The sequence below is a fragment of the Spirosoma foliorum genome (assembly GCF_014117325.1).
Lineage (GTDB): Bacteria > Bacteroidota > Bacteroidia > Cytophagales > Spirosomataceae > Spirosoma > Spirosoma foliorum.
In genome coordinates this window covers 156,436-170,269 of record NZ_CP059732.1, presented here as the reverse complement: position 1 = coordinate 170,269, position 13,834 = coordinate 156,436, and the positions used below count along the sequence as shown (strand labels likewise).

General features: G+C 46.1%; 13 protein-coding genes. 7 read left to right on the top strand and 6 right to left on the bottom strand.

Features of this window, described 5'->3' with window-relative positions; all coding sequences use genetic code 11:
• Positions 1-59 precede the first annotated feature (59 nt).
• Positions 60-1,145 carry a DegT/DnrJ/EryC1/StrS family aminotransferase gene (locus H3H32_RS00700; protein WP_182460778.1) on the bottom strand — a complete coding sequence of 362 codons (1,086 nt, stop codon included), beginning with the start codon at positions 1,143-1,145 and terminating at the stop codon, positions 60-62.
• Positions 1,142-1,549, bottom strand: a complete 408-nt coding sequence (locus H3H32_RS00695; RefSeq protein WP_182460777.1) for a sugar 3,4-ketoisomerase — start codon at positions 1,547-1,549, stop codon at positions 1,142-1,144. The genes H3H32_RS00700 and H3H32_RS00695 overlap by 4 nt, the downstream gene beginning before the upstream one ends.
• Before the next feature lie 306 nt (positions 1,550-1,855).
• On the opposite strand from H3H32_RS00695, the gene H3H32_RS00690 reads away from it, so the two are divergent.
• The 7 genes from H3H32_RS00690 to H3H32_RS00660 all read left to right on the top strand — a co-directional run bounded on the left by H3H32_RS00690 (position 1,856) and on the right by H3H32_RS00660 (position 8,622).
• Positions 1,856-2,500, top strand: a complete 645-nt coding sequence (locus H3H32_RS00690) for a DUF1684 domain-containing protein (protein WP_182460776.1) — start codon at positions 1,856-1,858, stop codon at positions 2,498-2,500.
• A 587-nt stretch (positions 2,501-3,087) separates the two neighbouring features.
• The gene (locus H3H32_RS00685) at positions 3,088-3,375 is read left to right on the top strand and encodes a cell division protein ZapA (protein WP_182460775.1); all 288 of its coding nucleotides are present in this window, start codon (positions 3,088-3,090) and stop codon (positions 3,373-3,375) included.
• A gap of 158 nt (positions 3,376-3,533) precedes the next feature.
• Positions 3,534-5,138, top strand: coding sequence for a ribonuclease Y (rny, locus tag H3H32_RS00680; RefSeq protein ID WP_182460774.1), 1,605 nt, complete (start codon positions 3,534-3,536; stop codon positions 5,136-5,138).
• A gap of 62 nt (positions 5,139-5,200) precedes the next feature.
• Entirely contained in the window at positions 5,201-5,692 is a 492-nt protein-coding gene (locus H3H32_RS00675) for a DUF6932 family protein (RefSeq protein ID WP_182460773.1), read from the top strand.
• Entirely contained in the window at positions 5,689-5,907 is a 219-nt protein-coding gene (locus tag H3H32_RS00670; RefSeq protein WP_182460772.1) for a hypothetical protein, read from the top strand. Before H3H32_RS00675 ends, H3H32_RS00670 begins: the two co-directional genes overlap by 4 nt.
• Before the next feature lie 8 nt (positions 5,908-5,915).
• Entirely contained in the window at positions 5,916-6,584 is a 669-nt protein-coding gene (locus tag H3H32_RS00665) for a DUF4230 domain-containing protein (protein ID WP_182460771.1), read from the top strand.
• A gap of 43 nt (positions 6,585-6,627) precedes the next feature.
• Positions 6,628-8,622 (top strand): M1 family aminopeptidase, encoded by a 1,995-nt coding sequence (locus H3H32_RS00660; RefSeq protein WP_182460770.1) that lies wholly within the window; start codon positions 6,628-6,630, stop codon positions 8,620-8,622.
• A 217-nt stretch (positions 8,623-8,839) separates the two neighbouring features.
• Here H3H32_RS00660 and H3H32_RS00650 read toward each other — a convergent pair whose 3' ends face one another.
• From H3H32_RS00650 to H3H32_RS00635, 4 genes are all read right to left on the bottom strand, one after another.
• Positions 8,840-9,292: a hypothetical protein gene (locus H3H32_RS00650; protein WP_240543617.1), complete on the bottom strand. Its 453-nt coding sequence runs from the start codon at positions 9,290-9,292 to the stop codon at positions 8,840-8,842.
• Between the two features lie 98 nt (positions 9,293-9,390).
• The gene (locus H3H32_RS00645) at positions 9,391-11,433 is read right to left on the bottom strand and encodes an alpha-1,4-glucan--maltose-1-phosphate maltosyltransferase (RefSeq protein WP_182460769.1); all 2,043 of its coding nucleotides are present in this window, start codon (positions 11,431-11,433) and stop codon (positions 9,391-9,393) included.
• Positions 11,434-11,545: 112 nt separating this feature from the next.
• Positions 11,546-13,096: a DHA2 family efflux MFS transporter permease subunit gene (locus H3H32_RS00640; RefSeq protein WP_182460768.1), complete on the bottom strand. Its 1,551-nt coding sequence runs from the start codon at positions 13,094-13,096 to the stop codon at positions 11,546-11,548.
• Between the two features lie 59 nt (positions 13,097-13,155).
• On the bottom strand, positions 13,156-13,773 hold the full coding sequence (locus H3H32_RS00635) for a TetR/AcrR family transcriptional regulator (protein ID WP_182460767.1): 618 nt from the start codon (positions 13,771-13,773) through the stop codon (positions 13,156-13,158).
• Between the last annotated feature and the right edge of the window lie 61 nt (positions 13,774-13,834).

The window sequence follows — 13,834 nt, the reverse complement described above, 5'->3', positions numbered from 1 at the left end:
TGAATGATGAATGATGAATAAGTAGTAATCTACATTCGTCATACACCATCCGTCACTCCTTAAAATTTATTAATCGCATCAATAATATAAGCCACATCGGTGTCAGTTAGGGCCGGGTTAAGCGGTAAACTGAGGACCTCCTTGTGCAGTTGCTCGGAAATTGGGAGCGACAAATGCGCGTACGATTCATAAGCTTTCTGATGATGCGGAGGAATCGGATAATGGACATCTGTACCAATACCCCGATCACGCAGGTAGGTTCGTAAATTGTCACGCCGAGGGTGTCGAATCACAAATAAATGCCAGACATCCTGATCAAGCTGATCGGCCGGAGGTAGCAGTATATCGGTGTTTCGAATACCCTCCAGGTAAAAGCTGGCTATGGTTCGCCTACGGGAATTTTCACGGTCGAGATATTGCAGTTTCGCCGAAAGTATGGCAGCCTGTAGTTCGTCTAATCGACTATTATGGCCTCTATAATCGGTGATGTATTTCTGTGCGGAGCCATAGTTTCGCCAGGCCCGAAGCTGCTCGGCCAATGCGTCGTCGTTCGTGGTAATAGCTCCAGCATCGCCTAACGCACCCAGGTTTTTACTCGGGTAAAAACTCCAGCCAGCAGCATCGCCGAGATTACCCGCCTGCTTACCAGCATACGTAGCCCCATGCGCCTGGGCCGCATCTTCGAGCACCTTGAGTTGATACCGTTGCGCCAGTGAATTGATTGGCCCCATGTCACAACAACGGCCGTATAAATGAACCGGCAGAATAGCCTTCGTCTTTCCCGTTATGGCGGGTTCAATTTTGGCCGGATCGAGCAGGTAAGTTTGCGGGTCGGGCTCTACGAATACAGGCGTCAGCCCGGCATGCGTAATACTAAGTACCGACGCGATATACGCATTTGATGCGATGATCACTTCGCTACCCGCCGGAAAATCCCACGCTTTCAGCACCAATGTCAGCGCATCGAGCCCGTTGGCAACGCCAATGCAGTGTTTTGTTTGACAGTAATTGGCAAACTGACGTTCGAATGTCTCGACTTCACGCCCTAAAATATACCAACCCGACGCTATAACTCGCTCAGCAGCCGCTTGAATAGCCAACTGATGAGGTTTATTTACATGCGTAAGATCCAAAAAAGGAATCATTGCGAATCGGCCATAATCGCTTCATTAATCTGCCGGCTATTTGGATAAGGCTCGTAGATGTAATCGTCTTTATCATATAGCTCATTTGAAACTACCAGCAGGATGGCATCAGGCGAAAACTCATCCATGATATGCCAGTCTTCAGGCTTCAGGACAAGGCACTGGCGCGGATTTGTTAGCGTGTAGGTAATTTCTTCGGTACCATTATGGCAGTATACTCGGCAACTTCCGCTTAAGCAAACAAGTGCATTCCAGGATTTTACATGCCGATGGCCCGCACGAGCTGCTTTCCCGGCTTCATAAATGTAAAAAACACGCTGAATAGTACCTGGAATGACATCTTCAAAAACAGTTAGATTGCCGTTTCCTGACGTAAATGTTTTTAATTCGCAAAGCTGTGCCATTCATTGATAAGTTACGATAAAGCTCAAATGTTTAATTGAAGGCCATAAATATATTAAAAACCAGCCTAAGTATAAGTACCTAAAAGTAGTATAATCTAGACATGAACGAATTTTCACTAAAAATACGACTTTCCTGACCAGATATAGTATATGCAGACTATTATATTTCTTTTCAGTAAAGTTATTCTCTATGGTATAGTATGAGGGGAAATACTTCATAACCGCCGTTTCTTTGCGAAAACACTGCGGCACATATATTGAGTTTTGACTTGAAAATCGGTTACTAGTCATTTATTTCCAGCGATTATGTTAAAAAATAAGTTTTTCCTTACAGGGCTCTTTCTGGTTGTTCTCATTGCGCTATACTATAGTTTTTTTGATGGGGGAAGTATTACCTCTGCCGATGGGTTAGATGAGTCCATTAAGCCCGAGACATACCGCCAGCAAATTGATGCTGAACGTACCAAGAAAGATCAGTTCTTCCGTACCGATGGCGAATCACCTATTAAAGACAAAGCAGCTTTTACGGGTCTGCGCTATTTTGCTCCTGACCCAACCTATCGGGTTATAGCCCGGTTAGAGCCATTCGCCGATAAAACGCAGAAGCTTGTGGTTCACATGAGCGACGGGAAAGAAGAGGTTTACGACAAATTCGCGCATGCTGTCTTTAGCTTGAATGGAGAAACCTGTAGGTTGCTAATCGTAAAACTCGAGAATACCTATTCGATTCTGTTTAGGGATGCTACTTCTGCCAAAGAGACCTATGGGGGTGGTCGCTATCTGGAATTAAATCCGAATCAAATGAGCGCGAATCGGGCTATTTTGGATTTCAACTCGGCTTATAATCCCTATTGCGCCTACAATCCAGAATACTCCTGCCCCCTCCCTCCTGCCGAAAACACGCTCCCCATTGCCATTAAATCAGGGGAAAAATATGTGACACATGAATAGTACAAGAAGCGGAGCTTTCTATTCGGGAAACGCTACGATAAAGTAAAGCTCGAATACAGTACAGCTAAGTATTTCGAATGCAGCCATCTAAGTTGCATTTGTCAACAGAACGTTAATTAGTAATACAATAACTGGCATGAGATGCCAAAAAATAAAAGAATAAGCACAAACCTGATTCAGTTTAATTCACTTGTTAAACTTGTGCCTGTAGGGTAAAATAACATCACAAAAGAGGAGTAACTCACCCAGTCATTTAACTTACTAACAGCCAGTTACATTTCTATAAAAAAGCTTACATGGCTCCTTAAAAGGAAAAATACGGTTCTTCTCTAGAGCTTTTAAATGGAGCAAAAAGTGCTAAATAAGCTACGAAAAAACCACCTATTCAGGAAAAAAATACACCAAATTCAAAAGATAGTGGTATAATTGTACAAGACAACTTGTCTGATATAGATACGAATGCTGAATTAAAACAACAACTCGACGAGTATATCCGGGAAATAGAACGGTACATTGCTCATTTGAGTAGTTTGTCATAAACCCAAATTGGCTCCGGGGAGTAATCCCCATCTGAGCCGACTGCAGCGATGGAAGAACTGCCAATTCGCGTAAAAATTGCCGACCGTGTCTACAAATTGTATGTAGAGCCGGAAGCAGAAGCCGTTGTGCGCGAAGCCGCCAAGCTGATTCAGGAGGAACTGAAGCAATACCGGGAAAAGGGCTTTGCTGAAACGCAGGAAGCTCTGGCAATGATAGCCTTCGACTGCTTGGTTACCAAGCTCAGAGGAGAACGACAGATGCAGCGATTACAACAAATGGTGTTTGACAAAATAACTCAATTAGACCAGGTCGTCACGCCGGTCATTACGGGTTGATCCAATGAATAAGTAGTAATGTACAATGAACGTTAATAAGGTCAGTTTTCACACAAAAACCATTTTACATTCTACATTATAAATTATTCATTACTAATTCGGTACTCGTATCGCAGCAGGTTGATGGTTTATTTGTTCAACCCTAACGATATAGTCCGATGGACATTTGGTTAACAATTCTTGCTACCCTCGTAGGGGGTGGTATTGGCATAGTGATTGGCCGTCAGATGATGGCAACGGTTCGTGGAAAGCACGAAAAAGAAGCGGAAGAGAAAGCAGCATCCATTTTAAAAAATGCTGAATTACAGGCCGAAACGATTAAGAAAGAACGAATGCTGGAGGCTAAAGAGAAATATCTGAAGCTGAAAACAGAGTTTGAAGAAACAACCAATCAGAAGCGAAATCTACTTTTACAAAACGAGAGTAAGCTCAAACAACGGGAACAACAGCTCGCTCAACAGGCCGATCAGCAACGCAATCGTGAAGGAGAATTAAATCAGCAACGCAACGAGCTGGGTCAGCAGAAAAATAGCCTTTCGCAGCAAATAGAAGCCCTCAATAAGCGCCGTGAAGACGTTGATCGTCGACAACAGGAAGCCGATCGCATGCTGGCCGATCAGGTAGCTCAACTCGAAAAAATTGCTGGTCTTTCAGCCGATCAGGCCCGGGAGCAACTAATTGATACCCTCAAAGCTGAGGCTGAAACCCGTGCTTCCTCCTACATCAAAAATATCGTTGAAGAAGCCAAATTGACTGCCACGAAGGAGGCCAAGAAGGTCGTCATCGAAACCATTCAGCGCACCGCTACCGAACATGCCATTGAGAACTGTGTGTCGGTTTTTAACATCGAATCGGATGATGTTAAAGGTAAAGTAATCGGTCGTGAAGGCCGTAATATCCGCGCTTTAGAAGCAGCCACTGGTGTCGAAATTATTGTTGATGATACGCCCGAAGCCATCATCATTTCGGGCTTTGACCCTGTCCGACGGGAGATTGCCCGCCTATCTTTACACCGTCTGGTACAGGATGGTCGTATTCACCCCGCCCGTATTGAAGAGATTGTAGCCAAGACTCGCAAGAACATCGAAGATGAAATTGTGGAGATTGGCGAGCGCACAGTTATCGATCTTGGTATCCACGGACTCCATCCCGAACTGATTAAAATGGTAGGCCGGATGCGTTTCCGGTCCAGCTACGGCCAGAATCTGCTCCAGCACTCGCGTGAAGTAGCCAAGCTTTGCGCCACAATGGCTGCCGAGTTAGGGCTGAATGCGAAATTAGCCAAACGCGCAGGCTTGCTCCACGATATCGGCAAAGTATGGCCCGAAGAAGCCGAACTCCCCCACGCTATTCTGGGCATGGAATTGGCAAAAAAATACAAGGAAAATCCCGAAGTCATTAACGCCATTGGTGCTCACCACGACGAAATTGAGATGACCAGCATGATTTCGCCAATCGTTCAGGTTTGCGATGCCGTATCTGGCTCGCGTCCGGGTGCCCGTCGCGAAATGATGGAGTCGTATATCAAACGCCTGAAAGAACTTGAAGAATTGGCGGGCAACTTCCCCGGCGTTACCAAATGCTACGCTATTCAGGCGGGTCGTGAACTGCGAATTATGGTAGATGCCGACCACGTTTCTGACGAACGTGCCGGAGTTCTTTCGTACGAAATCTCACAGAAAATCGAGAAAGAAATGCAGTATCCGGGTCAAATTAAAGTGACCGTTATTCGGGAAATGCGGGCCGTGGCTTACGCGAAGTAAGTTACTTTGTATGGTTTTCTATGTCAAGAAGGTGCCCAAATTAGGCACCTTCTTGTGCATTTATGGAAACAGTACTGAGTTTCACTGACAACGGCTTACTAACTCCCAACGAAGCAATAGAAGTTACTACGTCTATTTTTTATGAGAGATTTGTAGCGTTATTTTCTAATTCGAGTACCCGTGTTCAACTTTTTAATGAATGGCTAAAATATAATAAATTGCTACGAAGCGAAATTGGCCAAGACTTTGTTCAGTGGATAGATGGAAGTTTTGTAACCCTAAAGCAAAATCCGAAAGACATTGATCTGGTCAGCTTTATTCCGTATCAACTTTATAATCTTCACCACCATGTACTGGATAATTTATGGTCTGACAAGTGGGAGCGAGAGGGCCTTGATGCTTATTTTGTGACAGTGTACCCTGAAAATCATCCGGCTTTCACCCATAAAACAAAGCAAGATAGAGAGCAATGGATGACGCGTTACTCATTGACTAAACCGGACGATACCTTTGTACAACACTCGAAAGGCTTTCTAACGATTCAAATACAATGAACGAACAGGAACTGACACAAAACTATATGAAAGCCTTTGAGCATCTTCTTCGGTTGATGAGCGATGTCGACAATGCAATTGACCGCTCCAGGCAGTCCAATGATAGCCTAGGAGTTCGACAATACGAGCATCTAAAAAAAGATTATGTCCAGCAGTTGGCTGATTTGATTAGTAAAGCGCCCAAATCAGTCACTGTACAAGCAGTGATCCACTAACCATCTACATGGATTTCTTAACCATCATTTTACTGCTACTTGTTGGGGCAGGCGGAGGTGTTGCTCTGGCAAATACACTACGCAAAAGTACGGGTACTACCGAAGTTCAGCGAGATTCGGTTCTTTTGCTGGAGCGGATCGAGAAGGTATTTAAGGTCGTTATGGCTGAAGGTTATTTCTCGGAAATTTACAATTATCAGGATCAGAAAAAGATATTATACCTCCTGAACGACCCAAAAAAAGCGATGGTCATCGCCAAGTCGAAAGTATTGGTAGGCTTCGATTTTGCCAAGGTACGATTTCGGGCACCTGATAACGGGGAGAAAAAATTGATTATCGAAGCCTTTCCCCAACCCGAAATTCTGTCCATCGATACCGATTACAAATTCTACGATATTCAGGCCGGTATTCTCAACCACTTCAGCGGAGCCGATTACACGCAAATTTTAGAAGAAGCCAAACAGGCCATGAACGATCGGGCCATGCAGAGCGATCTGCCTAAAATTGCCAACAACCAGATTCAGTACATGATGTATCAGCTGGCCAGTTCGATGGGCTGGCAACTTCAGTTACCTGAAGCCGATCAGAAAAAGCTGGAAGCCTTAAAAGCAAAAACAGAAGATACACCTAACTTACCAGCCTTCCTGAGCCCCGAAGAAGATGATGAAGACGTTTAACCAATTGCGGGTTTAGTGGTTAAGTCAATACTGACGCAACTTCATGAAAAACATATCCTTCTGCCTTCTATTTTTTTTGCCGCTGATCTCTTTTGCTCAGTTCGACACGCAGGGTTGGCAATTCTGTCAGGCTGGAAAAATACGCTACTTCGGCCAGTTGGCATCCAACCCTAAAGCAAGGCTCGCTTACCCCGGTGATGCGTCTATCGACGTTACCTATTATGGCCTCGATCTTCACCTAACAACCACTCCCGCTAATTTGCGTGGAGCGGCAACCATAACCTTAAAGAGCACAGTAGCTACACTGAACAGTTTTTTCCTGGACTTAAATTCAACCACAGCCACTACGGGCGAAGGGCTACGAGTTGATTCAGTAAAAATGGGCAACCAGAAGCTAACGTTTCAGCATGCCCAAAATAAGCTGACCATTACCCCTTCGCAACCGCTCGCGACTGGACAAGCATTGACTATAACGGTATTTTACCAAGGCGTTCCGAATAGCAGTGCTCAGGGAAGTTTCAAATTTGACAAGCACGAGACAACTAGTGATCCTGTTATTTGGAGTTTAAGTGAGCCCTATGGCGCTCCTGATTGGTTTCCCTGCCGAGATACCCCTGCTGATAAAGCTGACTCCTCCTCTGTTCGTATTACTGCTCCAGCGCAGTTCGTCTCCGTTTCCAATGGCAAACTGGTTAGTACGACAAGCAACGCTGACGGCACCAAAACCTACTTTTGGAAAAACAGCTACCCGATTGCCCAATACCTGATTTCGATAGCGGTGTCAAACTACGCGCAATACGACACGCCTTTTACGTATGGGAGTCAGACAATGCCCGTTACGCACTATATCTATCCTGAAAATCTGGCCAGCGTGCAGAATAATCTCGCGCTGACACCCAGTATGCTCCAGTTGTTTACCAATCGATTTGGGCCTTATCCATTTCTGCGAGAGAAATATGGACACGCTCAATTTGCCTATGGAAACGGGGGAATGGAACATCAAACCATTACATCGATGGAAATCCGATCGCTCATTCCGACCGTGATTGCCCATGAGCTTGCCCACCAATGGTTTGGTGATAAAATCACCTGCCGTGATTGGCAAAATATCTGGCTTAATGAAGGCTTTGCCTCGTATGGCGAAGCCGTATATACAGAGTCCGTCGGTGGTCAGGCTGGTTATCAATCCTACATGAATACGTTTATGTCGGCGGCCCGTCTGGCAACCGGGAGTATTTATGTACAGGACATTAGTAACGTGAATAATATTTTCAATACCAATAGGACTTATGCAAAAGGGGCAGTCGTGTTACACATGCTTCGAGGTATAGTGGGCGATAGTACCTTTTATCGCACGTTACGCACGTATGCCGCTACGCCCGCATTGGCTTACAATACTGCTGTTACAGAAGATTTTCAGGCAGTTGCTCAACAAGTCTCCGGCAAAGATCTGGCGTATTTCTTTAAGCAATGGATTTACGGCGAAGGCTATCCTACTTACAAGGCAACCATTACCGGCGGAGGCAAATCCGTTACGGTGCGTTTACAACAGAGCAATACAAAATCCACCAATCCAGCTTCCTTTACGATGCCTGTGCAAATGCTGGTTCAATCGGCGGCAGGTGATACAACGGTAACTGTCTTCAACGATCAGGCCGATCAAACATTTACTGTATCTGGCAAAGGAGTAGTTACGAACGTAGTTATTGACCCAAACAACTGGATTTTAAAAACTGTCGAATCAACGACAAACTCCATTGTGACGGCAACAACAGAGCCTGCCCCAATGGGGTTGCGTGTTTATCCCAATCCAACCACCGAAACGCTGGTCGTCGATTTTACGCAATCCGAACGAGGCTCAGTCACCTTATCCTTGGCAAATCTACTCGGCCAGCAAGTCAAGGTAATCAATGAGATTAACTTGGCTCCTGGCGATTATAGCCGAACCCTAAGCCTGCGTGGATTAGCGGCTGGACGATATACGGTAACCGTTGAAACACCTGTTGGGGCACAAAGTCGGGTAGTTTTGGTTCGCTAGCGCCTTTGTCGGAGCAGTACTTGAAATCAAAAAACATACCCTATCATCGGCAAGTTCGCTTTGATGGCATTGTACAGGTATACTTCTCCGATCTGGACGGCTATCTATTTGAACTCAATCAGGACAAGAAATAAGTGGCTAATTAATCAGTCACCTTGCGGGTTGCGCTACGATAACAACTTCTTGAGCAGGCGATGGAGTAGGATTAGTTGAAGGATCAAGGAGAGGGATTACTACTCCCCCCTCCTACTGTTCGCTCATAGAAGAACTTCGTGAACCTTCCAACACTCCCTTCGTAGGCAGACGTAGTATTCGTTTTGACCAGGTCAAACTGGTAGTCATAGTTCGTTAACCTCACAAGTACCTCTTTGCTGGTCGTAGATTGCGAGCCATTTTGCCGATACGAAGTTTTCAGCATTGACCGGTCGGAGTCAGTTGCATTGATCTCTATAATAAAATTAGAGACGCCAAGCTTATTGACTCCCGGTAGATATCCTGAAGAGCCGGGTATAAGCGAGAATAGTGTATCGCCAGACACGATATATGATGTAACAACATACAGACCCGAGGCCCCAGCGGCTACGCCTGTAAGTTTCTCGTCTGGCTCACAGCTTACTAAGCCTGCGATTGTAAAAAGTACTAGTAGTTTGCTAATGGAATTAAAGGGCATAAAGTAAACTCGGAGAAAAAGAGTCTGCTCATGTTCATTTATTGTGAGCGAGCAAAACCGATAAGGTCTCCAAGACCTTATCGGTTTGTAATCATTCTCTACACTTCAATTCTGAATAGGTGCATGGGCAATACATAGGGATCAAGCTCAACATAATTCTGCTCGCCTGTCCAGGTATAGTAAGCCCCCGTCAGCAGATCATGAACGGTGTAAGCTTGATCGTGCCCAATACCTAGTTGCCAGATGGGAACTTGCACAATACCTGCCCGGCGATTGTAAGCATCAGTATTGACAATAATTAGCAGTCGGTTATTACCTGAAATTTTCAGATAAGCCATAATCGCGTCGTCGTTGACAGCACAGAACGTCAGGTTATTGGTCGTTTGTAAGGCCGCATTTTCGCGCCGAATCCGGTTGACGAGCGTAATCAGGTAGGTTAGTTTATTAGTTTTCTCCCAGTCCCAATACCGGATTTCATACTTCTCCGAATTCAGGTACTCTTCTTTATTCGGGAACGGAATATGCTCCATCAGCTCAAACGACGGACCGTAAATACCGTAGTTGCTCGACAGCGTAGCCGCCAGGAAATAGCGAATCAAAAACTGCGGTTCATGACCACCTTGTAAACTGTAGGGATTAATATCATGCGTGGTTGGCCAGAAGTTCGGGCGGAAATAATAGCGCATTTCGCCCTTCGTTAGCTCATTCATGTACTCTTCCAACTCGTACTTTGTGTTGCGCCAGGTGTAATAGGTGTACGAATGAGCAAACCCTCCCTTCGCCAGTTCCTGCATTACTTTGGGCTTGGTAAAGGCTTCGGCCAGGAACAACATATCCGGAAACTCTTTCTTGACTTCGGCAATAACCCACTCCCAGAACGCAAATGGCTTTGTGTGTGGATTATCGACCCGTACAATGCGAACTCCCCAGGATGCCCATACGAGCAAAACGCGTTTCAGCTCTTCCCAAAGATTCTGCCAGTCGTCCGTTTCGAAGTAAACCGGATAAATGTCCTGGTATTTTTTAGGTGGATTTTCGGCGTATTGAATCGTACCATCAGGTCGTTTCTTGAACCACTCCGGATGATCTTTAGCCCAGGGATGATCGGGAGAGCACTGAATAGCCAGATCCATAGCCACCTCCATATCGTAGTTGGCTGCAATGGCAATCAGATGCTTAAACTCATCGACAGTGCCTAGTTCTGAATGAATGGCATCGTGCCCGCCTTCTGCCGAACCAATTCCATAAGGAACGCCCGGTTCGCCGGGTTGACAGATCACGGAGTTATTTTTGCCTTTTCTATGAGCGGTGCCGATGGGATGAATGGGCGGCAGATACAGCACATCAAAGCCCATAGTCGAAATTCGTGGCAATAAGGCCTCTACATCTTTGAATGTACCATGTTTGCCCTCTTCGCGGGCAGCTGAACGAGGGAACAAACAATACCAGGTGCTAAATCCGGCACGCGCACGGTCTACTTCTACGCCCAACTCGTGCTGGTAGCGGGTTACGTGTTGCCGTTCGGGGTAGCGAGCAGCGTAAAAGGTGAACTGATCACTTTCGGCAACGGACACGGCTTCGTCATACCGACTTTCGTCACGAAAGAGTGCGGCCATTTCCCGAAGTACCTTTACATCTCCCGATTCCTCAACTGGCTCTGCTTTCTTTTTACCCCTTGCTTTGGCGCCGTCCAGCTTCCCTCCTGCCCGTACCAGCATACCATCAACATACGTAGCACCCGCCAGCAATTCGCTGGTAATGCGCTGGCCATCGGCTACTTTCAAATGCACTTCGTGCTGCCACGAAGCCAGATGATCGATCCAGGCTTCAAATGTGTACGTATATCGGCCTTGCTTTTCGGCGATAAAGGATGCGCCCCAACGATCGTTACCGAGCAAAGCCATACCACTTTCGGTCCAGGATTCGTCGCTGGCATGTTTATACAAGAGAACGACGGCCAGGTAATCGTGTCCATCGGCAAAAATGTCGGCTTCAACAGCCACGACATCGCCGGGTAAGGCTTTTATAGGAAACTTGCCACCATCAAGCTCGGGAGTTACACGCTCGATCACAACGCGCGATTGACCCTGCGTGGATTGGCTCAATGTAGATTTGCCGGAAATAGTTGTAGGAACGCTCATGCAATCAAGGTTTGATTGATAAATCGTGAATGACGGGGCAATGTTACAAAAAAGCCGGGTTTATAAGCCCGGCTAGTTGTGCTAAATCAATGTCAGTCTAGTTAAATCAGGATTAATGGTCGGATAAAACGACGGGAGCATTCGATTTAGCACCCGCCCGAAAAACCAGTAAAATCAGAGGCATGGCCGCCACGAACAACAAGCCCACGGCCATATAGGCATCCAGATAACTCAACACAGCTGCCTGACGGTTAACCGATTGATCCAGTAACTGGTAACTCTGCTGGAGTCCATTTAATTCAGTAGATCCCTGTGCCACAAACCGACGACTCACTGCTCCCACCCACTGTACGGTCTCCAAATCATTGAGCGTTAAATTTGTTACTAAGTCTGTTCTATGTTCAGCCATCCGATTGGCTAAAAACGTATTTACGCCCGAAATACCAAATGAGCCCCCAAGCTGCCGCATCATATTGTTAAAAGCCGCTCCCTGCGGAATTTCATCGGGTCGAAGCCCCGAAACGGCCAAGGCGGTTAACGGCACCGTCAACAACGCCAACCCGACTCCGCGAAAAATTAACGGAACATAGAAATCACTCTTGCCCGCATCTGGCCCTAAATGACCCATTTTCCAGCTAAACGTTATAAAAAGGGCAAAACCCGCCATAATAATCACTTGCGTAGGTACACCAGCCTGTAGCAGTCGGGCGGTCATAATCAGGGCTAGAATAGCAATCAACGCACCCGGCAATAATAAAAGACCAGTATCTAAAGCGGGGAAACCTAATAAGCGCTGGGCAAAAACGGGTGTTAGAAAGACGCTGGAAAACAACCCTACGCCCGTCACGAAGGTAAGCAATGAGGCTACGGCCAATGTAGGGCTACGCAATACCCGAAGGTTGACAATCGGTTTATCAATCCGCAGTTCCCACCAGATAAACCCCAGAATGCCTAAGCCAGCCGTTAAGGCCAGGTAACGGATGTAGACTGTTTCGAACCAATCTTCCTGATCGCCCCGCTCCAGTAAAATTTGCAATGACCCTACACCAATGATCAATAAAAGCAGACCCAGATAGTCGATATGGGTGACGCTCTGCGATTGTTTCGGGTCTTCTACCAGAAAAATGGCGCCAATCAATACCGCCAGGCCAATGGGAATATTCACCAGAAAAATCCAGTTCCAGGTTGTTATGTCCAGAATATACCCGCCCAGTGTTGGACCGATGGTTGGTCCCGTAAAAACGCCAATTCCAAATATGGCACTAGCCACCGAACGCTTATTAACGGGAAAGGCTTCGAACACAATTACCTGTGAGGTGGATAAGAGCGCCCCTCCGCCAATGCCTTGAATGAAGCGAAAGGCCACCAGTTCCCAAATGTTGGTCGATAAACCACAGGCTAGCGAGGCCAGCGTAAAGAGCGCTACTGAGCCAATAAAATACCTCCGTCGACCTAGCAGCGCAGCCAGAAAACCAGTTAGCGGAATCACAATGACGTTGGCAATAGCATAGGAGGTGATTACCCAGGCGGTGTCTTCCAACGTTGAACCCAGATTACCACTCATGTGTGATAAAGCAACGTTAACAATGGATGTATCGATCAACTCCATTACAGCCGCAGCAATAACGGTTGTAGTCAGTAAAATTAAACGGGAGGATTTCATAAAATACCGATTGGTATATTTACTAATAAAAAAAAGAAAGTCAGTCTGAAATCGAATGGCTAGTTCGACTCCTGACTGACTTTCATGTGTGTGATGAGCATCTCTACCGTTTGTAGAACTTTATCGAGACTACTGGGGGTGTTGGTCACTTTGGCAATCATAATGCCGCCTTCAATCAACGCAATAATGGACAGGGCCATTTGATCGACTACCACATCTTGCCTGAATTCGCCTACCTCTATACCTCCTTTGATAAGATCGGTCAGGCGTTTTCGCCAACCCAGAATGGCTTTAGCCGCTTTATCCTTCAGTAAGTTATTGGTATCGTCGGCCTCTGTTGCGGTATTCAGAATGGGGCAGCCCCCATCCAGAAAAGAGGAACGCGTGAAGCTATGATAAAATCGAGCATAGACCAGTAGCTTCTGATAATAGGACGTTGCTTCGGCAATTTGTGCTACCACTGCCTGATTGATCCGACTAAGATTGTAATCAAAACAAGCCAGGGCAACTTCTTCTTTATTCTCGAAATTACCGTAGATACTGCCTTTCGTTAAGCCAGTCACCTCCGTCAGATCGGCCAGCGATGTACCCGCATATCCTTTCGTATTGAAAACGGGAGCCGTCTTTTCGATAATAAACTGACGAGTCCGTTCTGCCTTCGACAATTCGTTCTTCATGATATAAATATACCAATTGGTATTAATACCAACAGACACAATTCATGAATCGTTCACCAGA